This is a genomic window from Komagataeibacter medellinensis NBRC 3288 (assembly GCF_000182745.2).
GTDB classification, from domain to species: Bacteria; Pseudomonadota; Alphaproteobacteria; order Acetobacterales; family Acetobacteraceae; genus Komagataeibacter; species Komagataeibacter medellinensis.
Genome location: NC_016027.1, coordinates 897,320 through 919,050 on the forward strand (window position 1 = coordinate 897,320; position 21,731 = coordinate 919,050).

Annotated in this window: 14 protein-coding genes, 1 pseudogene and 1 CRISPR repeat array; of the genes and pseudogenes, 7 read left to right on the forward strand and 8 right to left on the reverse strand. The window is 62.1% G+C overall.

Annotation, left to right across the window (positions count from 1 at the left end; genetic code table 11):
- Positions 1 to 251: 251 nt before the first annotated feature.
- Both GLX_RS04085 and GLX_RS04090 read right to left on the reverse strand, forming a co-directional pair.
- Positions 252 to 2,963, reverse strand: coding sequence for a CRISPR-associated helicase/endonuclease Cas3 (locus tag GLX_RS04085; protein WP_041247167.1), 2,712 nt, complete (start codon positions 2,961 to 2,963; stop codon positions 252 to 254).
- A 156-nt stretch (positions 2,964 to 3,119) separates the two neighbouring features.
- Positions 3,120 to 3,941: a CRISPR direct-repeat array (repeat unit 29 nt; unit sequence CGGTTCATCCCCGCGCGTGCGGGGAACAC).
- Between the two features lie 171 nt (positions 3,942 to 4,112).
- The gene (locus GLX_RS04090) at positions 4,113 to 4,616 is read right to left on the reverse strand and encodes a flavin reductase family protein (protein WP_041247617.1); all 504 of its coding nucleotides are present in this window, start codon (positions 4,614 to 4,616) and stop codon (positions 4,113 to 4,115) included.
- Between the two features lie 370 nt (positions 4,617 to 4,986).
- On the opposite strand from GLX_RS04090, the gene GLX_RS04095 reads away from it, so the two are divergent.
- A complete protein-coding gene (locus GLX_RS04095; protein ID WP_041247168.1) occupies positions 4,987 to 6,357 on the forward strand; it encodes an NAD-dependent succinate-semialdehyde dehydrogenase in 1,371 nt (456 codons plus the stop codon).
- Between the two features lie 134 nt (positions 6,358 to 6,491).
- Here GLX_RS04095 and GLX_RS19255 read toward each other — a convergent pair whose 3' ends face one another.
- On the reverse strand, positions 6,492 to 9,863 hold the full coding sequence (locus GLX_RS19255; RefSeq protein WP_014104768.1) for a cellulose synthase subunit BcsC-related outer membrane protein: 3,372 nt from the start codon (positions 9,861 to 9,863) through the stop codon (positions 6,492 to 6,494).
- 692 nt (positions 9,864 to 10,555) lie between these two features.
- Positions 10,556 to 12,583 (reverse strand): annotated as a pseudogene (bcsA, locus tag GLX_RS04105) (UDP-forming cellulose synthase catalytic subunit); the annotation flags it as partial.
- A gap of 749 nt (positions 12,584 to 13,332) precedes the next feature.
- Between bcsA and sodC the strand changes: the two are divergent.
- Complete coding sequence (gene sodC / locus GLX_RS04110; RefSeq protein ID WP_014104770.1) at positions 13,333 to 13,875, forward strand: superoxide dismutase[Cu-Zn]; 543 nt, start codon at positions 13,333 to 13,335, stop codon at positions 13,873 to 13,875.
- A 77-nt stretch (positions 13,876 to 13,952) separates the two neighbouring features.
- Here sodC and GLX_RS04115 read toward each other — a convergent pair whose 3' ends face one another.
- The gene (locus GLX_RS04115; RefSeq protein ID WP_014104771.1) at positions 13,953 to 14,180 is read right to left on the reverse strand and encodes an Arm DNA-binding domain-containing protein; all 228 of its coding nucleotides are present in this window, start codon (positions 14,178 to 14,180) and stop codon (positions 13,953 to 13,955) included.
- 306 nt (positions 14,181 to 14,486) lie between these two features.
- Positions 14,487 to 16,088 carry a glutamine-hydrolyzing GMP synthase gene (guaA, locus tag GLX_RS04120; RefSeq protein ID WP_014104772.1) on the reverse strand — a complete coding sequence of 534 codons (1,602 nt, stop codon included), beginning with the start codon at positions 16,086 to 16,088 and terminating at the stop codon, positions 14,487 to 14,489.
- A gap of 166 nt (positions 16,089 to 16,254) precedes the next feature.
- On the opposite strand from guaA, the gene GLX_RS04125 reads away from it, so the two are divergent.
- The 3 genes from GLX_RS04125 (at position 16,255) to GLX_RS04135 (ending at position 17,585) form a co-directional block, all read left to right on the forward strand.
- Positions 16,255 to 16,635, forward strand: coding sequence for a hypothetical protein (locus GLX_RS04125; protein WP_014104773.1), 381 nt, complete (start codon positions 16,255 to 16,257; stop codon positions 16,633 to 16,635).
- A gap of 93 nt (positions 16,636 to 16,728) precedes the next feature.
- The gene (locus tag GLX_RS04130) at positions 16,729 to 17,238 is read left to right on the forward strand and encodes an NUDIX hydrolase (RefSeq protein ID WP_041247169.1); all 510 of its coding nucleotides are present in this window, start codon (positions 16,729 to 16,731) and stop codon (positions 17,236 to 17,238) included.
- Positions 17,235 to 17,585, forward strand: a complete 351-nt coding sequence (locus tag GLX_RS04135; RefSeq protein ID WP_014104775.1) for a response regulator — start codon at positions 17,235 to 17,237, stop codon at positions 17,583 to 17,585. Before GLX_RS04130 ends, GLX_RS04135 begins: the two co-directional genes overlap by 4 nt.
- A 107-nt stretch (positions 17,586 to 17,692) precedes the next feature.
- On the opposite strand, the gene GLX_RS04140 is transcribed toward GLX_RS04135, so the two are convergent.
- Both GLX_RS04140 and GLX_RS04145 read right to left on the reverse strand, forming a co-directional pair.
- Positions 17,693 to 19,141 (reverse strand): ArnT family glycosyltransferase, encoded by a 1,449-nt coding sequence (locus GLX_RS04140; protein ID WP_014104776.1) that lies wholly within the window; start codon positions 19,139 to 19,141, stop codon positions 17,693 to 17,695.
- A gap of 20 nt (positions 19,142 to 19,161) precedes the next feature.
- Positions 19,162 to 19,632: an Lrp/AsnC family transcriptional regulator gene (locus tag GLX_RS04145; RefSeq protein ID WP_014104777.1), complete on the reverse strand. Its 471-nt coding sequence runs from the start codon at positions 19,630 to 19,632 to the stop codon at positions 19,162 to 19,164.
- Between the two features lie 140 nt (positions 19,633 to 19,772).
- Here GLX_RS04145 and trxB point away from each other — a divergent pair, with 140 nt between their 5' ends.
- Complete coding sequence (trxB, locus tag GLX_RS04150) at positions 19,773 to 20,729, forward strand: thioredoxin-disulfide reductase (protein WP_014104778.1); 957 nt, start codon at positions 19,773 to 19,775, stop codon at positions 20,727 to 20,729.
- Between the two features lie 110 nt (positions 20,730 to 20,839).
- Positions 20,840 to 21,724, forward strand: coding sequence for a LysR family transcriptional regulator (locus GLX_RS04155; RefSeq protein ID WP_014104779.1), 885 nt, complete (start codon positions 20,840 to 20,842; stop codon positions 21,722 to 21,724).
- The last annotated feature ends 7 nt before the right edge of the window (positions 21,725 to 21,731 follow it).

Genomic DNA, 21,731 nt, shown 5'->3' on the forward strand with positions numbered 1-21,731 from the left:
AAACCGATTTTCTTCTTTTAATACCTCAAGACTTGTTTCTTAACAAGAATTCTAATCAAGTTATTGTTTTTAATGTATAAAATTTTCAGGAAATTATGCTCTTTTTTGAACGAAGCTACCAAAAAAGCAGATGTTTGCCCTATCATCCATTGGGAAACGGCATGCCCCATGCGACAGGACATGCCGTATCCATCCCTGCATATGCGGGGAACCCCAACCATCTGATACTACAACAGATACCACAAGACGGTTCATCCCGCCGGGGCGGGAACGACCCGCAGACCATAATGCGGGTCATAATGAACCACAACTGCCTCCCCTTTCTCATTACAGGCATCTCCCTCCATGCCCGCTTTCCCCTGCCGGAGCACAAGCAGCAGGAACTGCCCGTCCGCCTCACGCTCCCACCGTGGCCAGCCTGCGCGGGCGGCGGCCACGGCGTGCGCCAGCCCCGCCGCCACCGGGCAGGCGGCAAGGGCATGCTGCGCCACCGACACTTCGGACAGCGCCCACGCCCGCCGCCGCTCGGATAACGGAGCCAGACTTTCATCCTGAATGGCGGCCCACGGGCAGACATCCGCGCCCTGCATCACGGCAAGGCGCACGGTTACGTAGCGCCGCTCCTGCAGGCGGGTGGAGATGCGGGTTTCACGGTCCCAGCCACCACTTTCGGGCACGTAACCCATTTCGTAATTCAGCACATGGCTACGTGCCAGACCGGATGCGGCAAGACCGTGACCCTGCGCCACGCTGCTGTCCTGTTCCAGCCCGGCGGGGGTATCCGCCGCATTACCAGCTTCCTCGATCAGGTCGCGGATGTGTTCAGGGCTGCTGATGGCCCCGTGTTTTTCCAGCGCCCGCGCCGTGCGCCACAATATGGCGGGGTCGCGATATACCGCCGCCGTGCCAGGCAGCACGCGCCGCAGCCAGTTGCGGTCCGGCGCGGCTACAGGCTCGGGTGCGAAAAGGCAGAGTTCCTCGCGGTCCACCGGCCGCTCCCTGCGGGCATGGCGGCGCAGGCGGCCCGCGCGCTGGATGATCAGGTCCATGGGCGCCAGATCCGTGCACAGGACATCAAAATCTACATCCAGTGACTGCTCGATTACGGGGCTGGCCACCACAACACCCGCCCGGCCAGCGGGCGTGCCGTCACGGCCAAAACGCGCCAGCACCGTGCGCTCGATGGCCAGCCGGTCCACCATGGCGAAGCGGGCATGAAATACCGTGGCCTTGATCCCCTGTTCATGCAGGGCCTTTGCTGCTGCAATAACGTCATCCACCGTATTGCGCACCCAGGCCACGGCGGCCCCCTGCCCCGCCGCATCAGCAACCACCCGCATCACGGATGCAACACCATCCAGCCGCCGCACGGCAATGCGCCGTGCAAGGCCGGGGCGTGGGGCACAGGGCAGTTCCCGCACCCCCTCTCGCCCCGCAAGGGTTACGAGCGGATAAGAAGTGGCAGAAAGGGGTGCCGTTTCCCCCTGCCCCAACCCGGCCCTGAATGCCGCCACCAGTTTGTGGCGCACTTCATGGGTCAGTGTTGCGGAAAGCAGGATGGCCGATCCCCCCATGGCGGCATGGAAGCGCAGCAGGGCGGTCATTTCCGCCTGCATGTAGGGATCATAGGCATGGCATTCATCCACCAGCAGCACCTTGCCCGCCAGCCCCGCCTGCCGGATGGTAGCGTAGCGCACCGGCAATACGGCCATCAGCGCCTGGTCAATCGTGCCCACGCCCACCTGCGCCAGCAGGGCGCGTCGCGCTTCGCTGCCCAGCCAGGCGGCACAGCCGATCTCGGCGGCATCAGCACGCTCGGGTGTTATGGCCGCGCGGTCCAGCGCATCATCGGGGGCCAGAATGGCAGCAAAGCGCGGGTCCAGTGCCGCGCGGCCATGCGCCAACGCCAGCGACGGATGCGCGGAAGGCTGGAACAGCCCGCGATACGCCACCGCCATCCGGTCGAACATGGCATTGGCGGTTGCCATAGTGGGCAGCGCCACGAACAGCCCCGTGGCCCGTCCTGCCGCCATCAGCCGGTGGGCCGCCACCAACGCGGCCTCGGTCTTGCCGGAACCGGTCATGTCCTCAATCACCACCAGCGCCGGGCCTGCGGGCAGGTGGAGCGTCTCCATCAACGCCTGCACCGGCGAGGGCGTGACGACATGCGCGAACAGGTGCCCGATACCCTGAAATGGCGCAATGGCAACAGGGGCCAGCCCCGCCCGGGCAATGGCCGCCTGCGCGCGGGGCACCGCGTGGTTCCACCAGTAGCCTGCCATGTCGCGCACTTCATGTGGCGTGACATAGGGAAACCATTTCTGATTTGAACCAATCCAGTCGGCCTTGTTCGTCAGCCCCGCCAGCCGCCATTCCAGTTGCAGCAGATCCCCAAGCGTGGCGCAGGGCGGAATGGGGGGTGGGCGGAACACATCAAGCAGCAGCCCGATCAGGGCACGGGCATGGGCGGCCAGCGGTGTATTGCGGATATGGCGGGCCCTGCGCATCTCCACCCCAAGGGGCTGGCCATGATGGGCCGCGATGGCGCGCCACAGACGGAGCCTGTCACCGGGGGACCAGTCATTGCCATCTTCATCCGTGCCGAACAGGGGGGCGAGTTCATCGGCGCAGACATGGGCAAGCAGCAGCAGGCCATCGGCATCATGACGGGTCTGCACCACGCTGTCTGGGCATGCCCCCAGCACCTGCGTAGGCCAGCATGCCGGCTCCCTGGCCTGAAAAGCGGGTGCCAGCTTGCCAATATCATGCAGCGCCACAAGCAGTGCGATCTGCTGCCGGTCCAGCCCCATCTGCCCGCTACCCGGCAGCAGGGCGGCCACCGCCGCAACATCCAGCATATGAGCAGGTAGGGGGTGCATGGCGGCGGCCCCCTGCCCTTCGGCCCCATCCGGTCGGGCCTTTCCCCAAAAAAACGCCAGCCCCTGTTCGTCCTGATCCGGCACGGCTTCACCTTTTTTCCGTATTGCCAGTAGAGGCTGGAGAGCAAGATACCGGAGGGGTCTTGCCCAAAAGCATGTCAAAATCACAGGTCAGGCTTCTGCCTTCCGGGACGTGTGGCATTCCTGCACAGCGGCCTGCCCTTTTTTTGCTGCGCAGGGCCGTTTAGCCCTGCGGGTGCGGGGAACACCACCGCCCAGTTGCTTGTCCGTGATACCCAGACGGTTCATCCCCGCGCGTGCGGGGAACACCACGACCACGTCGGGCAGCAGTTCCGGCACGACGGTTCATCCCCGCGCGTGCGGGGAACACGAGCCACACAACAATTACAACCGGCACTACTACGGTTCATCCCCGCGCGTGCGGGGAACACGTTCTGCGGCCAGTTTGCGGGATGATCGGGGTCGGTTCATCCCCGCGCGTGCGGGGAACACCTCCAAATGGAGCCGACAAACCGCAATATTGCCGGTTCATCCCCGCGCGTGCGGGGAACACAAATCATCGGAAATTTTTTCCTGTCCGGTCTGCGGTTCATCCCCGCGCGTGCGGGGAACACAGGGTATGTGGCGAATGACGGGAACGGTGCACCGGTTCATCCCCGCGCGTGCGGGGAACACTCTGATATAGACGCGAGGACATTCCCCAGCGTCGGTTCATCCCCGCGCGTGCGGGGAACACTCTGCCGCCACCTGTGTGGACACCCACGGGCGCGGTTCATCCCCGCGCGTGCGGGGAACACGCCATATGAGCGGGTTGGACAAAGATACGCCGCGGTTCATCCCCGCGCGTGCGGGGAACACGCATTGCCACGCATGGAAATGCCCGAATTGATCGGTTCATCCCCGCGCGTGCGGGGAACACTTCTTTGGCCCGATACCAGGTGAGCGTTCCGTCGGTTCATCCCCGCGCGTGCGGGGAACACGAGGCACCTGTAGGTGCTGGCAAGTCGGTAATCGGTTCATCCCCGCGCGTGCGGGGAACACTCTTCCTGGAACCTATTGATTCCAAAAGCATATTTTATTGTCAAAGAATCTACCAACTTTTCCAGCCTTAACCCTACCCCATTCCGGCCATTAAAAAAGGGGGCGTTTCAGTATGGCAGACGGGCAGTATCGGGACGACCCAAGGTACGGCACCGGACGCAGCATGGGCTTTCAGCCGCCGTAGAAAACCTTCTCGCCCAGGTCCTTCATCTGCAGCACCGATTCATCCGGCCGACCGGTGATGGAGCGGGTCAGGTGCACGTCAATGACTTCGGCAATGAAGGTGTGGTGGTCGCCCAGTTCCACAACATGGCGCACCTTCAGTTCCACCGCCGCAGGGGCCGCGCTCAGGATGGGCGCGCCATTGGCTGCCCAGCCAATATCCTGCCCGGCCAGTTTCCCATCCGCGTATTCGGCGTGCTTGAAGAAGGTAAAGGCCAGCCCGCCCTGCCCCTGGCCCAGAATGTTGAGTACAAGGTCCCCGCTCCGGCGCGCCACATCGTAAAGGGCGGAATCTGTCTTGATGCCAAGGGCCAGTAGCGGCGGGGCAAAGCTGGTCTGGGTTACCCAGTTGATGGTGGCGGCGGCAAGGCCGCCCTGTTCCGTGCCCGCGCTCAGCACATACAGCCCGTAGGGGATCATCCGCAGTGCGGTTTTCCTGGCCTGTTCATCCATGCCCATTCTCCTTTCCAGTCGGTTACATACCAGCATGCGCGGCGGCGCGGGACCTGTCCAGCAATGCCATGCGCCTGCCCAACGCGTACCGCCATGCGCACATGGTATTCAAACCATCGTGATCGCATGCCCCACCGGCGCGCCACGCCCCCGGCCCAGTCCCCCACAACCCAAGCCATAGCCCATCCGCCCGGTATAAGACATTGACACAATACGGCTGGATATAGTCACGCTATGGGCAGCCATGCACCAGCCGGCACCTACCGGGCGCAACCCGGTGCTGTAACGTGCGTCTGTTCGTTCAGGAAACGCAAACCTTCCCCGGCCATAAAGCCATCTTCCGCCCCGCAAACCACGCAAGGACATGAACATGAGTCCCTACCGCACCATCAATCCGGCCACCGGCAAGACGGAAAAAGTCTTTGATCTGCATGATGACAAGACAATGCTGGCCAAACTGTCCACCGCCCATCAGTTATGGGAAAGCGATTGGCGGCACCGCCCCATTGCACAGCGCAAGGCGATCATGCTCAAGGCCGCCGGGAACCTGCGCCGCGACCGCGAAAAGCATGCCCGCCTGATTTCCATTGAAATGGGCAAGGTCCTGCCCGAGGCCCTGGCCGAGATTGACCTTTCGGCCGATATTCTGACCTATTACGCCCAGAAGGCCGAAACCTTCCTCGCCCCGCGCGAACTAAGCGTATCAAACGGGCACGCTACCGTGACCAGCGAGTCACTGGGTGTCATTTACTGTGTGGAACCGTGGAATTTCCCCTACTACCAGCTGGCCCGCGTGGCTGCGCCCAACCTGATGGCGGGCAACGTGGTCATGGTCAAGCATGCGCCGGGTGTGCCGCAATGCGCCGTGGCGTTTGAGGAACTGTTCCATGAAGCGGGTGCCCCCACAGGCACCTACACCAACCTGTTCATTACCAACGACCAGTCTGAAAAGCTGATCGAACGCCCCGAAGTGCGCGGCGTGGCCTTGACGGGCAGCGAGCGCGCGGGCAGCGCCGTAGCGGCGCAGGCGGGGCGCGCGCTCAAGAAAAGTACGATGGAACTGGGTGGCTCGGACGCCTTCATCGTGCTGGATGATGCCGACCTGAACAAGGTCATTCCGCTGGCCGTGCAGGGGCGCATGGCCAATAACGGGCAGGTCTGCACGGCGGCCAAGCGCATGATCGTGCATACATCGCTGGTTGAGGAATTTACCACGAAGCTGAAGGCCGCCCTGAACGAATTCCAGTACGGCGACCCGCTGGAACAAGGCGTGACCCATGGCCCGATGAGCAGCGAAGTGGCGATGAAGCACGCTATGGCGCAGGTAGAAAAAGCGGTGGCAAACGGCGCAAAACTGGTTACGGGCGGCAAGCAGATCGAACGCGAGGGCTTTTTCATGAAAGCCGCGATCCTGACGCATGTGGCGAAGGACAATCCCATTTTTTATGAGGAAATCTTCGGCCCCGTTGCCATCATCTACCCTGCCGCCAGCGAGGATGAAGCCGTGGCCCTGGCCAATGACTCGCCTTATGGGCTGGGTGGTTCCATCCACACGACGGATGTGGAACGCGGCCGCAAGGTGGCGGCCCGGATTGATACCGGAATGGTGTTCATCAACAGCACCACCGGCACCGCACCCGACCTGCCCTTTGGCGGGATCAAGAACTCGGGTTACGGGCGTGAACTTTCGGAATTCGGCATTGAGGAATTCCTCAACCGCAAGCTGGTCCACACGCCCTGATCCCGGCATGGCGCCCTGCCTGCACGGCAGGGTGCCTTTAAAATAGGAAGAAGTTTTTGGTAAAGCTTTTTTCAAAAGCTTCAGAGAACGCCGCTTTTTCAAAAAAGGCGGTACCCAAAAACTTCTATCCTCTTTTAATACACGCGCCCCGGCGCGTAATGCAGCATGAGCATGCCATGCACCTCATCCCAACTACCCGAGCGCGAATACCCTCCCTCTGCCCCCAGCCGTAACGAAGGCGTAAGCTGGTACATGGCACGCGCCAGAACATTGCCCGCAAGGCCGCCGGTGGACTGACCGGCATAACGCTGCCGGGCCGCAATACCGCCCTGCCCCAGCGGGAACATGGCGGTGGCGTTTTCGGTATAGTGCTGGTAGCCCGCCTCGCCCTTGAACAGCCATGTCCACCGCCCGGCATGCCCGTCATAGGTCAGCGGCATCAGGGCCGCCATAAACGCATGCGGCGAGAAGTAGCCCCCCTGCCCCCACGTAAAGAAATACGTGTTGCGGTGGTAGCCGAAATACACAAGGTCCACCCCCAGCCGCAGGTGCTGGGCATCGTGGCGGTGCCACACCAGCGCGGAGCCACCGGCACCGGCCTCGGCCTCATGGTTGGCTACCGTATTCGTGCCCTGCATCACCGCGTAACCACCACCGGCATACAGGTTGTAGCCCGGCTGTGCCCACTCCAACTGCCCATGCCCGCGGTTGCGCGTCACCCCGCCCCACACCCGTCCCGTACCGGGGTCGCGCGCGCCGGAATAGGACAGCAGGCTGTCGGTCACCGCACGCCGCTCACCCGTCAGACGCAGGGTCAGGTCATGCGTCAGGTGCGGCGTAAGCTCGATCCCGCCCAGCACGTTGGTAGTGGTGAACCCCAGCGGAGTTGAACCGACATCGGCTGCCAGAAACCGCCACTGGTAATGTGCCGAAAGGGCCACACCGGCCACGGCGGCGGGCACATGAAAGCCCGGCCGCACACCGTTGGCCATCACACTGCCATATTGCTGCGCGGTAGTGGCGGAAGCCAGCGGATCACCCGACATGAGCACGCTCGGCATGACCGAAAGCGCAAGCTGGTGCTGGGTGGAGGAGAACGGCACGATGGCGGTCATGGGAATGTTGACCACCGTCATGTGCCCCAGTCCCGGCTGGCCGGAACGGTCACGGATTTCCAGGTTGCCATCCGCCTGTGGCGCCAGCACGCGCCCAAGGTAGCCCGCCTGCCGGTCCAGAGCCTGCACGGGGGTCAGGCGCGGATCATAATGATAAACCTCCGGCATACCGGCCCCCATGCCGGGCACGAAATTCGTGCTGATGTCGGGCCATTCATCGCCTGCCTGTGCGTGGTAGGGGGCACAGCCCGCATCGATGCGCGTGCCGTGGCCGGTGCTGTCGTCCTCACCGTCGCGCACGGTGCAGTCCAGCGTGCGGGCATGCTGCACGTCCGCCAGGCGGCGGCGGTCGCGGCCGTCCAGACCGTCAATCTCAGCCTGTATCTCCCATGTATCGCCCCATTGCGGGTGCATTGCCCGCAGGTCACGGGCCATGGTACGCGCCGTGTGTTCATCACCCGCAGCAAGACTGTCACGCGCAAGGGCGGACAGGGCCATCATATCCTCGGGGCGTCGTGTCAGCGCGCGGCGGTCATACACCACAGCCCTGGCTGGCAGGCGCGCCGCCGCATCAACGCGCCCGCGTGCCAGCAGCAGATCGACATCATCCGGGGTCTGCGCCAGCAGCGGGTCCAGCAGGCGACGGGCAGCATCGGGGTGGCCGCCAATGTCGTCACGGTCGGCCTGCGCAATGGTCAGGCTACGCTGCATGTCACGCAGGGTGCGCGCCTGCGTGGGGGTAAGCGCACGGCCCTGCATGATGGTGGGCAGACTATCCAGTACATGCTGTGCCGCTGGCGTATCGCCCATCTGCAGGAACAGCCCGGCGTAGGACAGGCTCTGGTTCACGCCCACATGCTCCGCGCTGCCCGCAAGGGCACGTTGCAACACGCCCGATATGGCGGACACGGGCGCATGGCGCTTAAGCAGCGCATCGACCACCAGCCGCGCCCGTGTCCCTTCCGGGTCAGGCAGAACGGGCATGGCTTCAAGCATGGGAATAGCCTGTGCGTCATCAACCGGCAGGGTACGGATCTGGTGCCACAGCCTGACCTGCGCCACCCCATCTGCCATCTGGGCGGTCATGTCCGCACGCGGCAGACGGGCCAGCAGTGCATCGGCGCGCGGCATGTCCTGATCCAGCAGGGCGAAGCTGAAGCACGCCCGCAGGTCTTCATCCGTGCGGGGCGCGGGTGTGCACAGCGGGGCCATGAGCGTGCGCGCGCGGGTGGCCTGCCCCTGCGCCAGCCACAACTGGGCCAGATGCAGGCGCAGCCAGCCGTTATGGGGTGCGTCACGCATTGCATGTTCCAGCAGCACGGCACGCTTTTCGGGGTCGGTCTCGATCTCGGCCATGGCACCCAGCATCCCGGCCTCAAGCTCGGTCACGCCGGAGTAGCGCGCGGCGCGCAGGCGGTTCACCCAGATCCTGGCCTCGCTGATCTTCCCTTCCTTGATCAGCACATCGGACAGGGCGGCCGCAGCAGGCATGTCACCCGGTACCATCTGCAACACCGTGCGCCAGTGCGCCTCGGCCTGTGGCAACTGGTGGCGCGACTGTTCTATGATGGCGCGCACCCTGTATGTATCGACAATGCGGCCATGGTCCTTTTCCACGGCGGGCAGCATAGCCCATGCCGCGTCATACTGGTGGCGGGCCACCAGCGCCCATAGGCGGGCAAGCTGCGGGTCACCGCCCGGCGCATCCAGCCCGGCAAGGGCAGTGCGGATGCCCCCGTTATCGGGTGCCAGCGCCTGCGCCTGTGTCAGGAAAGCGCGCGCGGCCTTTATGTCACCCCGGCGCTGCGCCACAAGGCCCAGCCCCTCCAGCGCCTCGGGGCGGGGCGTGTCGGGCTGCATGGAGGCATGGAAGTCAGCTTCCGCCTGGTCCAGTTCCCCATGCGCCAGCGCGCTGTAGCCCGAGCCGACCAGCGCCATGCGTTCGGCCAGTGCGCGGGCGGCTTCCTCTGCCTTCAGGCGGCTGGCCATTTCCGTATCATCGGGGTGCAATGCCAGCCATTCGCGGTAATAAGGCGCGGATTGCGGGTCGGTGCCCATCCATTCCAGCGTCTTGCGCCATGACTGAACCGTTTCATCGCGGATAAAATCCGGCGTGGCGGGGGATGTGGCAAGCGCACGCATGTCCTCTACCGCGTCGGACCGCGTGGCGGGGCGGTAGCTCAGCGCCTGCGCCAGCGCCATACGCACTTCAAGGTCATGGGGTAGCAGGCTGCCCAGCGCGCGCAGGCGCTGCGTGCCCTCCTCATAGCCAAGGATGGAGCCGGACAGCACACGGTCATATTCCACCTCCGCTTCGGGCAGCGGGTGCCCGCCATGGAAGATGGCGCGGTACAGCAGGGTTGCCTGCAGCATCCGGCCCGCATCGGCCATGGCGCGCGCGCATCCGGCCCGCACGCGGGTGCCGCCGCACCGCCACCTGCGGGCAGCATGAACAGGCGGAAATTGATCGTGTTGCGCGTATCAAGAAACAGCGGGCTGACCGGCAGGCTGACAGGACCAAAACCGCCATCCGCTGCCGGGCAGACCACGCCCACATCCTGATTGTTGACACTCACGGCCACAGCAACCCGGCCCGCCGCCTGCCCCATATGCATGGTGCCGGAAATGGCAAGCTGGCCTGCGGTAATAATGATATCGCGCCCCACCCGCGCATCCAGACCCTGCAGCGGGGCATCCGCGCGCAGAACCATGCCGTCCACCTGCCCCATGTCCGCCAGGGTCCGGGTACGGGTAACCGGTTGGTGCGAAACCCGGTCCACATCCGCAACACTCAGCAACCCGTCATCTTCCACGCTAACGGAGCCTTCGGCCGCCTCCACCGGGGCCATGTCCGGCGGCGTGACGGGAACGGCCTGCGCGCGTGCGCCCGTGGCGCACAGGGCAAACAGGGCCAGGGCCGCGAGCGTCCGGCCCGCATTGCGCAGCATGACCGTGCGGTCTGGCGGAATAACAAGCTGCTGGCGGGGCAGATACTCTTCCGGCGTAGGCTTTCCCTGCGTCACGGGAGCAGGCTGCGGGGTTGCTTCATGCGCGCGCGGAGCGGGGCGGAACAGCGCGCAGATGCTGGCCACCAGCAGGTACAGGCTGTGCAGCGGCTGGTCGGGCGCAAAATCGGCCCAGTCGGCCCATGCATCATCACGCCCGAACACAAGACCCACCACCTGTCGCTCCGTGGCAAGGTCGGGCACGATCCATGCAAGGTGGGCGCGCGTACCGTTCCGGGCAATGATGGTGGCGCGCAGCGCAAGCGGGCCGGATGCCAACGTGGCGCGCAGGCAGACCTCATCGCCCACCGTGGCAGGCAGTGTCGCGGGCAGGTCAAGCTGGCAGCCACCCATCGATACATCCACACTGCGGCACACAACGCCCTGCTCCGCACCCATGGACAGCGTGAAGGGAATAGCGGCCGCAACACGGTGGTTGCGCCGGCACTGGCGGGTTTCGCGCGCGGCGGCCACGCCACCCAGCACGATGATCAGGCTGAACAGCACCCAGATGGAATTGACGGCCATGGCCCGAAACACGAGCGTTTCATGGTAATGGGTAATCGCCGCCCAGATACCGCAGACCAGCCCCACCGCCAGAATGGTGGCCATGATCACGCCGGGATAGGCTGCGCGCCACTCAAAGCGCTCGCGGTCCAGCAGGCCGCCCTTGTCGGTTACATTGAACTTGCCCTTGTGCGGAGCCAGCAGGGTGACGAACGTCATGCGCACAAGGAAGGGGGCGAGCATGGATTCGTAAATCTCGCTCCAGAACGAATACCGCCACCGCCCCTGCAGGCGCGACATGGTCATGGTAGTATGGAACAGGTGCGGCAGGGCATAGACCGCCAGTTCATAAGGCGAGGCCGCGATCATGGTCACGCCCAGAAACAGGTACGCAAGCGGCGCCATAAGGAACATGATGCGCGGTATGGCGAAGAAGTAGTTCGTGGCCGCCGCCATGTAGCAGATCCGCTGCGTCAGCCGCAGGCCACGGCCCAGCATGGGATTGTCGATCCGCAGCATCTGGATCATGCCGCGCGCCCAGCGCACGCGCTGACCCACCTGAAGCAACAGGGTTTCCGTCTCCAGCCCTGCCGCAAGCGGTTCGCGCAGGTAGGCGGTCCCCCAGCCCTGTCGCTGCATGCGCAGGGCGGTGTGGGCATCTTCTGTCACGGTCTCGGTCGCAAAGCCGTTGATGGAGGTAATAGCCCTGCGCCGCAGCAACGCGCATGACCCGCAGAAGAAGGTGGCGTTCCAGAAGTCGTTGCCATCTTGCAGCAGGCCATAGAACAGGTTGCTCTCGGGCGGGACCTGCATGCCGCGGCTCATGTTGCGACGGAAAGGATCGGGGGAATAGAAGTGATGCGGTGTCTGCAGCAGGGCGAGATTGGGATCGGCAATCATCCACCCCACGGTCTTTTTAAGGAAGCTGCGCACGGGCACATGATCACAATCGAAAATGGCGATGATGTCGCCCGTCGTCATGCTGATGGCGTGGTTGAGGTTGCCCGCCTTGGCATGCTGGTTTTCCGCGCGGTTGATATAGCCCGCACCCACCTGCATGGCAAAATCGCGAAAGGCGCGCCGCCGCCCGTCATCAAGGATGTAAACATTGAGCTTATCCGCCGGCCAGTCCATGCTCAGGCACCCCAGCACCGTGGTGCGGACGATCGCGATATCCTCGTTATAGGTGGGCACATAGACATCGATAACAGGCCATGTGCTTTCATCTTCCGGCATGGGGTGAACCTGCCGGCGCAGCGGCCATGCCAACTGAAAATAGGTAAAGCCGACCCGGATGGTAGTATAGATTTCCCCCACCGCCAGCGCGAGCACCAGCACCGTCTGCAGCGCGCCATCAAAGTCCAGCGTGGAGGTGAACCGCCAGACCAGATAGCGCCCCGAGACCACAATGGACAGCACCATGAGGAAACAGCGCGACCAGCGCTCATCATGCCGGCGAACAAAGAAAAACAGGGCAGCGCCCCCTACTGCCACGAAGAACTGGTGGTCAGGGGAGAGGTAGGTGAGGCACACCACCGCCATGAGCAGGGCAAAGAGCGGACCGGAGACAAGGGGGGACTTTAAAATACGCCAGATCATGGAATCTCAGGACTGTACTATCGTGTCATTGGCAGGTTGTTCGGAAAGCGGGCCAGTGTCTGCACAGGAGCAGGTTCCTGCCTTATGGATTAACATCCATGACCACCGGAACCAGCCAACGGGAACCATTCATTACATGATCATTACTCATGAAAATCCTGCTTTCACTGAAATACACTAAACAAATTTGGAATTATATTTTTATTATATTAATTCTTGTACCCATTATACTGAAAATATTTTCCTGTCAACGCCTGTCTAATGAAACGAACAAGATGTTCCCTGCCCTGTTCTGGTCCATGGAAGCGTGATCAGAATGACGGATGCCGGAGCGGCACGCCTGATGCAGGATTTATTTCCCAAAGCACAAGGCAGAACCACCATGGGGCGGGCTACTGACTACAGACACCACGCGCTATGGTTGCATCAAGACCTATTTGTAACCACAGATACCTGATGCAGACAGGTTTTGACTTCCCGCCTACCTTCACCGCACGCGTCCTGCCCTGTTAACTGCCGTGTTTCCAGCTCTGCTGGCCAGTGGTACGGTTTTTGCATTGCCCTGCCCCGGCCCATGCGTCATGGTCACAAAGGATTGGCTTTCCCAGACCATTCGATGGCGCAACACTCGGAGAACGTGACGGTTTGCGCCTCGGTGGCGGGCAGCATCGGGTCGGGGGCAGCACGGAGCGGGCCTTCTCGCATGCCACACGCCAGAGTTGTGCCCGATAACAAAAAAAGGAAATTCCATGTTCCCTCGCATTCGACAGTTCGCCCTGCTGGCCTGTGGTGTTGCAGCTTTCGGCACCTCCGGCCTGTATGCGCGCGCACACGCGGCCGATACTGCCGCAGGCAACCTGCTTGGCACCGATGGCGCGCCACATGGCAACGTACAGGTAACTGCCGCCCCCCATGGCGTGCTGCTGCGCATTACGGCGCAGGGCCTGACACCCGGCTGGCACGGCATACATTTCCATGAAAAAGGTAGCTGCGAGGCACCAAAGTTCACCAGTGCGGGCGCGCATGTTCATGCCACGACGCCCGTGGTGCATGGCCTGCTGAATGCCGATGCCAATGATGCGGGCGACCTGCCCAACCTGTTTGTCGGGCGTGATGGCAAGGCCACGGTGGAGATGTATTCCACGCTGATGACCCTCAACGGCACAGATGGCCACCCTGCGGTGCTAGATGCCGATGGCACGTCCCTTGTCATCCATGCCAAACCCGATGATTACCACAGCCAGCCCATTGGTGGCGCGGGGGACCGCGTGGCCTGCGCCGTACTACGCTAGCAACTGTGTTTAAGCGGCGGCGGCACTACGCGCTTTCTCCCAAGCCTTTTCTTTAGCGGGGGACTGCTCGGCTGCCATCAGCTTTTTAGCCGCTCCCACCTGTGCTCACGGGCTTCGGCCAGAATGATGCTCCCAACGCCATACCGCCCAAAGGTCAGGATTTTCTGTCTGCCATGGATCGCATAGTTGTAGCGAAATGAAATGCTCTCCGCCGGCGTCACCGCGACGCATAACCCGTCGCGGTCATTTATCTTGTAAAGCCTATCCTTCGGCTTGAGGTTGGGCAGTCTGGTATCGGTCAGCATCGGTTCATGGCACTTCAAACAGCGACACCATAATCACAAACCATCGAAATAATCAGATAAAACTATTATTATTTATTTGGTTATCAAGTATATATACATGACATACATAGAATACCCAACACGGTATCAACAGAAATCATGGTACCATTACTTAATAATTACCATGCGCCATGCCATAGAAAATTGCTGCCTGGCGATACCGTTTGGTGCCAGACAATGCTGGACCAAAAAATAAAAAAGCCCGCATTTCTGCGGGCTTTAAGGCACTTTTATGCCGGGTGATGCCACCCTATGCCAGACGCGGGATCATTCCCACTCAATCGTTCCCGGTGGTTTGGACGTAATATCATAAGTAACACGGTTTACACCGCGCACTTCATTGACAATGCGCCCGGCCACGCGGTTGAGGAAGGACATGTCAAAGGGATAGATATCCGCCGTCATGCCATCGGTACTGGTCACAGCGCGTAGGGCGCAGGCGTAATCATATGTACGCCCATCCCCCATTACGCCCACGGTACGAACCGGCAGCAGCACGGCAAAGGCCTGCCAGATGGCGTCATACAGACCGGCCGAACGAATTTCCTCAAGGAAGATCGCATCAACACGCCGCAGCAGATCCAGCTTTTCGCGCGTGATGGCTCCGGGAATGCGGATGGCAAGTCCCGGCCCGGGGAACGGGTGGCGCCCGACGATCACTTCGGGAATGTCCATCTCCCGGCCCAGTTCACGCACCTCGTCCTTGAACAGTTCACGCAGCGGTTCAACCAACTGCATCTTCATACGTTCGGGCAGCCCACCTACATTGTGGTGCGACTTGATGGTGACCGACGGCCCACCGGTAAAGCTCACACTCTCGATCACATCGGGGTACAGCGTACCCTGCGCCAGGAAGTCGGCCCCGCCCAGCTTGGCCGCTTCTTCCTCAAATACTTCAATGAACAGGCGACCTATGGTCTTGCGCTTGATCTCGGGGTCGCTCACCCCTTCCAGCGCATTCAGGAACAGATCCGATGCATCACGGTGGATCAGATGGATGTTGAAGCGGTCACGGAAAGTGCGGATCACCTCATCCGCCTCGCCCGCGCGCAGGATGCCGGGATCAACGAAGATACAGGTCAACTGGTCGCCAATCGCCTGATGGATCAGCACGGCGGCAACGGAAGAATCCACCCCGCCCGACAGGCCGCAGATCACCCGCCCCTTACCCACCTGCTGGCGGATACGGGCAATCTCCATGTCACGGAAACCCGCCATGGTCCACGTGCCGCGACAGCCCGCCACATCGTGGGTAAAGTTGCGCAGCAGCGCCGCACCATGGGGGGTATGCACCACTTCGGGGTGGAACTGCATGCCGTACAGGCGGCGACCTTCATCGGCAATGATGGCGTACGGCGCACCTTCGCTCACGGCCACGGCCTGGAAGCCCGGCGGCAGTTTTGTCACACGATCGCCATGACTCATCCAGACCTGTTCACGCCCGCCGCGTGCCCATGTGCCACGGAACAGGGCACAGTCCTTGATGATATCGATATGCGCACGGCCGAATTCACGGTGTTCGGAAGATTCCACCACCCCACCCAACTGGCGGCACATAGCCTGCTGACCGTAGCAGATCCCCAGCACCGGCACATTCAGCGCAAAGACCACATCGGGTATGGTGGGCGCGTTCTCGTCCAGCACGCTGGCCGGACTGCCAGACAGGATGATACCCTTGGGCGCAAAGGCACGGATCTTGTCCGCGCTGGTGGAATACGGCCAGATTTCGCAATACACCCCGCTTTCGCGCACGCGCCGGGCAATCAACTGCGTGACCTGGCTGCCAAAATCCAGAATCAGGATACGGTCTTCATGCAGGGCTTCATCAAGGGCTGCCGGGGGGGCGGTATTCACGGTCTCGGTCATCATGTACCTTTCGGTCGCGGCATTATCAACAAGCTAGGCTTCCAGCATGAGCTGGCATCATAGTGCAAGGATGGGATAGTCTTTCGTGCCCGGATAGCACAATATAAAGAATCAAGGCAGGGCGGTCTGCGTCCCTGCACACCGAAAAACCAGACCACAGGGCTATTTCATGACTGCGCGCCTTTTCCCGCTGCCTGCGGCCTTCTTCTGCCTTGCCTGCCTTGCCCTGCCCCCCGTGGCAAGGGCCAGCAGCCCGCTGGGGCTATGGACCGGCCAACTTGTGACCGACCAGGGCAGTTGTGACGAGACGCGTGACACCTCCACTTTCCAGATAGAAAAAAAGCGGGTCACCTTTACCCCCGCCGATGGCTCGATCTTGCTGACTGGCGTGCCAGAAGCGGACCATGCCCACTACCATGCCGAAGCGCTGGTCCGGCAGCCCTCCGGCGCACCCTTTCCCATGGTGTTCGAGGCCCATCCCGAAGGCAAAACCATAGTCGGCACCTACGGTACCCCGCGCTGCCGTGCCCATATCGTGCTCAAACGCTAGCCGCACCCCTGGGGCCTGTGTTCACGCAATCGGGAAGATGGTGGTCCGACATAGGCATGGATGCGTGGGCCTGATCCTCTATATTCCTTAATTATGTCTGATAACATGACACTTGCCGGAGCGGTGCTGTCCATTATCGTGCGCGACGGGCGCATGCTGCTGGTGCGTCGACGCAATCCGCCCGATCAGGGGCTGTGGGGCTTTCCCGGCGGCCGCATTGAACATGGGGAAAGCTATCTGGCTGCCGCCGCACGGGAACTGCGCGAGGAAACCGGCTTTGAAACCCATGCCGAGGGCACGCTGACCGCCTTTGACCTGATTGACCGCGATGCTCACGGCCAGATCCGCTTCCACTACCTGATTATTGCGGTGAAATGCCACGACAATGGCTGGAGCGCGATCCGCGCCGGCGATGATGCCGATGATGTGGACTGGTTCGACATGGCGCAGGTGCATGCCAACCCGTCCGCTTTCTCGCCCGGGCTGCCTGAACTGGGGGCACTGGCCCTGTCATCGCGCGGGATCGCCCCATGGCCCGTTGCACAACAGACCCGCCTGTCTGAGACCACGGCCGCACAACAGCCTGAAAGCATCCTGTCATGACCCAGATTTCCGCCCTGATTGTCGAGGACGAAGCCACGATAGCCGAACTGGTCGCGACCATGTTGGAAACCCAGGGCATTGCCGCTACCATAAGCCCCAGCGTGGCCGATGCCATGCACCGCATCCAGACCGCTGCCTATACGCTTGCACTGGTTGACCTGACCCTGCCTGACGGGCAGCCGGATGCCTTCATCCAGGCGGCCCGTGCCCGGGGCAGTCAGGTCATTGCCATGAGCGGTGACCCGGACCGGCTGGCACATTATGCCCCCCTGCCCCTGCTGGAGAAACCTTTCCGCATGAAGGCATTGCTGGAACAGGTGCGCCAGGCGATGCCGGTTCCGAACTGAGAAAGCATTTTTAAATCAATTATTTATAAATATTAGAAGTTTTGGGCACTGCTTTTTTAAAGACAGTATTCTTTGAAGCTTTTTACAAAAAGATTCAAAGAACACTTTTATGATTTATGCGCGGGCACAACCGGCAGCCGGGCAATCGACTGCTGACGGGTAGCGGGCAGGTCCGGGCGCAGTTGCACGCGATACAGCCCCTCCAGTTCAGCCACCCGGCTCCGGCGCCCCCGCATCACCACGCCCAGGGGCTGGATGACGGCCAAATCCGCGCGCTCGAACTCACGGCGCGGATTGCATACCATAATCCCTTCCCCCGCAGCACCATGGGGCAGGTTGAACAGCGCCCAGCGTGGCTCCATACCCAGCACCACCCGGCCGGGCATGACCGTGGCCAGTTCGGCCGCCGTGCCATAATCACACGCGGCAATGAAGTCTCCCGGCCGAGCCACTGCCCCTATACGCTCGGCCAGTGCGTGCCACCCCGCCATCTGCCGCAGCGCCACATCCGCATGCGCCGAAAGTGGCAGCGGGGCGAATACGGCCTGCACATACACCGCGCCCCCCACCAACATGCCGCCGCCTATAGCCCACCGCCCCCACCGCCAGCCCAGTACGGCGGTACCCACGGCCAGCAGCGGATAGATGATTACCGGCCAGTTGGCCTGCACCCGATCACCCAATGCATGCTGCACGAACACACAGACGGGCACGCCAGTCATACACACCAGCAGCGCCGCACCCGGCGCGTGGCGGGCGCGGCGCAGCAGACACACCATTGCCCACACAAAAAAGATGGCAATACCGGGTGTCATCAATCCCAGTTGGCCGCCCGCCAGTTCCGTCAGGTACTGGAATGCGCGCGCGGGATGCCAGTCCGCCGCCCGCCCACCCTGCCGGGCAAAGCTGACCCAACCGTGCCGCGCGTTCCACCATATGACCGGGGCCATGGCCAGCGCTGTCACACCCGGCGCGGCCACCATGCCCACCATCTGCGCCCGCAGCCATGCGCACCGACCCCACAGCCCCTGCAAGCCCAGCCACACCCCAATTCCTGCCATGGGCAGGATGGCAGTGTATTTGCTATCAAACGCAAGCCCCCCGGCAAGGCCGGCCAGCACCCACCATCCTGCACCTGCACCCGCCACGATGCGTCCCATGCACCACACCAGCATGGAGACAAAGAACAGGACCGGCATGTCTGGTGTTATCACAACTGACTGAATTGCCAGAGCCAGAGTCGCCTGTAACAGCAGGCACGCACGCACCCCCTGCCCCGCCGGTGCATCCGGCACAAGGTCGCGCACCGCACGGATTATGAAAAACGACAGCCCGCATCCCGCCAACACCCCCACCAGCCTTACGCCGAACGGGGTATCGCCCGCCAACAGCATGCCCAGCCGGATCCATATGGCCACCATGGGCGGGTGGTCCAGATAACCAGCAGCCGGGGCCAGCGCCCATATGCGGTAATAGGCTTCATCAGGCGAAAGTGGTAATAACCCCGCCACAACCAGCCGCACACAGACCAGCAGCGCTAGCGAATACAGCCACATGCGTCGGCTGCACCCAGCACTCACACAGGCACGCCAGGGCGGTTCAGGCTGGTGCGGATGGTCTGCAGCGTCTGCACGCGCACCACATGCGGAGCTTCTGTCAACTGGCGGGTCAGCAGGTTCTCATGCGTTGCATCACGCGCCACCAGCCGAACCAGAAAATCTCCCTCGCCACGGATCATGTGGCATTCACGCACTTCCGGCCAGGCCGAGACCTGGGCCTCGAAGGCGGAGAGCACCGTCTCCTTCTGGCTGTCCAGCCCGATCAGGGCGAACAGCGTGATCGACCAGCCCAGCCGGGCGCCATCCGTATCGGCATGATAGCCGCGGATTACATGGTCTTCCTCCAGCCGGCGCATACGGCGCAGGCACGGCGGGGCCGAAATGCCCACACGCCGGGCCAGCTCCACGTTCGTCATGCGTCCGTCCAGCTGGAGCTCGGCCACAATCCGACGGTCAATCGCATCAAGATCAGCCATCTGTTCCGCCATGCATGTTCCATCTCTCGAAAAGGCGCGAAACAGGTCTTTTCGCACCACAATAATCCAGCACTACCTACTCCAACCCTTGCACGGACGCCAGTGGACGATCATACCAAAGGAAATTCCGACCATAGGGTTTTTAGGATCTCATGCCCCAGACCTGTTCTACCGACCTGCTTGTCATTGGTGCCGGCCCCGCAGGCTATACGGCCGCCATCTATGCCGCGCGCGCCAATCTCTCTCCCGTTCTCGTAGCCGGGCTCCAGCCCGGTGGCCAATTGATGATCACGACCGATGTCGAAAACTATCCCGGTTTCGGCAAGGGCATCCAGGGACCGGACCTGATGATGCAGATGGCCGAACAGGCAGGCAATGTGGGTACCCGGCTGATTGATGACATAATCGTGTCCTGTGATTTCAGCCGCAGCGACGGCGCGGGCCGCTTCTATGCCACGGGCGATTCCGGCACGCTGTACGAAGCGCGCACTGTGATCATCGCCACCGGGGCACAGGCCAAATGGCTGGGCGTTCCGGGCGAGAAAGAGTTCCAGGGCTCCGGCGTTTCGGCCTGCGCCACATGTGATGGTTTTTTCTACCGTGGCAAGCGCGTGGCCGTAATTGGCGGCGGCAATACGGCGGTGGAGGAAGCACTCTACCTGACCCACCACGCCAGCCACGTCACCCTGATCCATCGCCGCGACAGCCTGCGGGCGGAAAAGATCCTGCAGGACCGGCTGCACGCCAACCCCAAGATATCTGTCATATGGAACAGCGCGGTCGAACGCATAACCGGCAACGGCACGCCGCCTGTCGTAACCGGCCTGGAACTGCGCGACACGAAAACCGGCGCGATACATGATATTGCGGTGGATGGGGTGTTCGTTGCCATCGGACATGCGCCCACAACCGCAATTTTCCGTGATATAGTGGAGATCGATACAGACGGTTACATCATGACGACACCCGGTAGCACCCGCACCTCGGTGCCAGGCGTGTTCGCCGCAGGCGACGTGCAGGACAAGATATTCCGCCAAGCCGTAACAGCAGCAGGAACCGGGTGCATGGCGGCCCTGGAAGCCGAACGCTTCCTTGCTGCCACCGTGTAATGAATCAGCAAGAGTCCTTGACCTGCATCGTTATTTCCTTCACCACAACAATTATAGTGTCATAACATCTGGCGCGCCCTTTATTTAGATAGCAAAAGCGGAGTCAACGCGTGGACTGGGATAAACTCCGGATATTTCATGCAGTAGCCGAGGCAGGGTCCTTCACCCATGCTGGCGACGTGCTTAACCTGAGCCAGTCTGCGGTATCGCGGCAGATTTCAGCGCTGGAAGAGGCACTGCAGGTTCCCCTCTTCCACCGGCATGCCCGGGGGCTGATCCTGACCGAACAGGGTGAGACACTGAACCAGACGGTCCGGGAAGTCTTTTCCAAGCTGGCCATGACCCAGTCCCTGCTGACGGAAAGCAAGGAAAAGGCAGCCGGTCGGTTACGGGTCACCACCACAACCGGGTTTGGTACCTGCTGGCTTACGCCACGGCTGCACCGGTTCATGGAAACCAATCCTGACATCTCGATCACCCTGATCCTGGAAGACAACGACCTGGATCTGGGTATGCGGGAAGCGGATGTGGCGGTACGCATGCACCCGCCACGCCAGCCGGACCTGATCCAGCGCCATCTGGCTGACTTCCCGCTGCCGATCTATGCCTCGCAGTCCTACCTCAATGATTACGGCACACCCCGCACGCTTGAGGAACTGAACGCCCACAAGCTGATCCTGTTTGGCGGCTATCACCCGCCCGTGCCGCACATCAACTGGCTGGCGGAAACCGGCGTGCCGTCGGACGAGCGGCGTCAGGCGCGGCTTGAGGTCAACAGCCTGGCCGCCATGGCGGGCGCAATCGCGGCAGGGATCGGAATCGGGTCGATCCCGCTTTATGCGGCATCGCAGTATCCCAATCTGGTCAAGATCCTGCCGGAAGTGCCGCTGCCGACGGTGGATGCCTATTTCGTCTACCCCGAAGAACTGCGCACATCCAAGCGCGTAGCCGTTTTCCGTGACTTCCTGCTGGCGGAAATCAACGCCCGCCACTAAAGAGGCA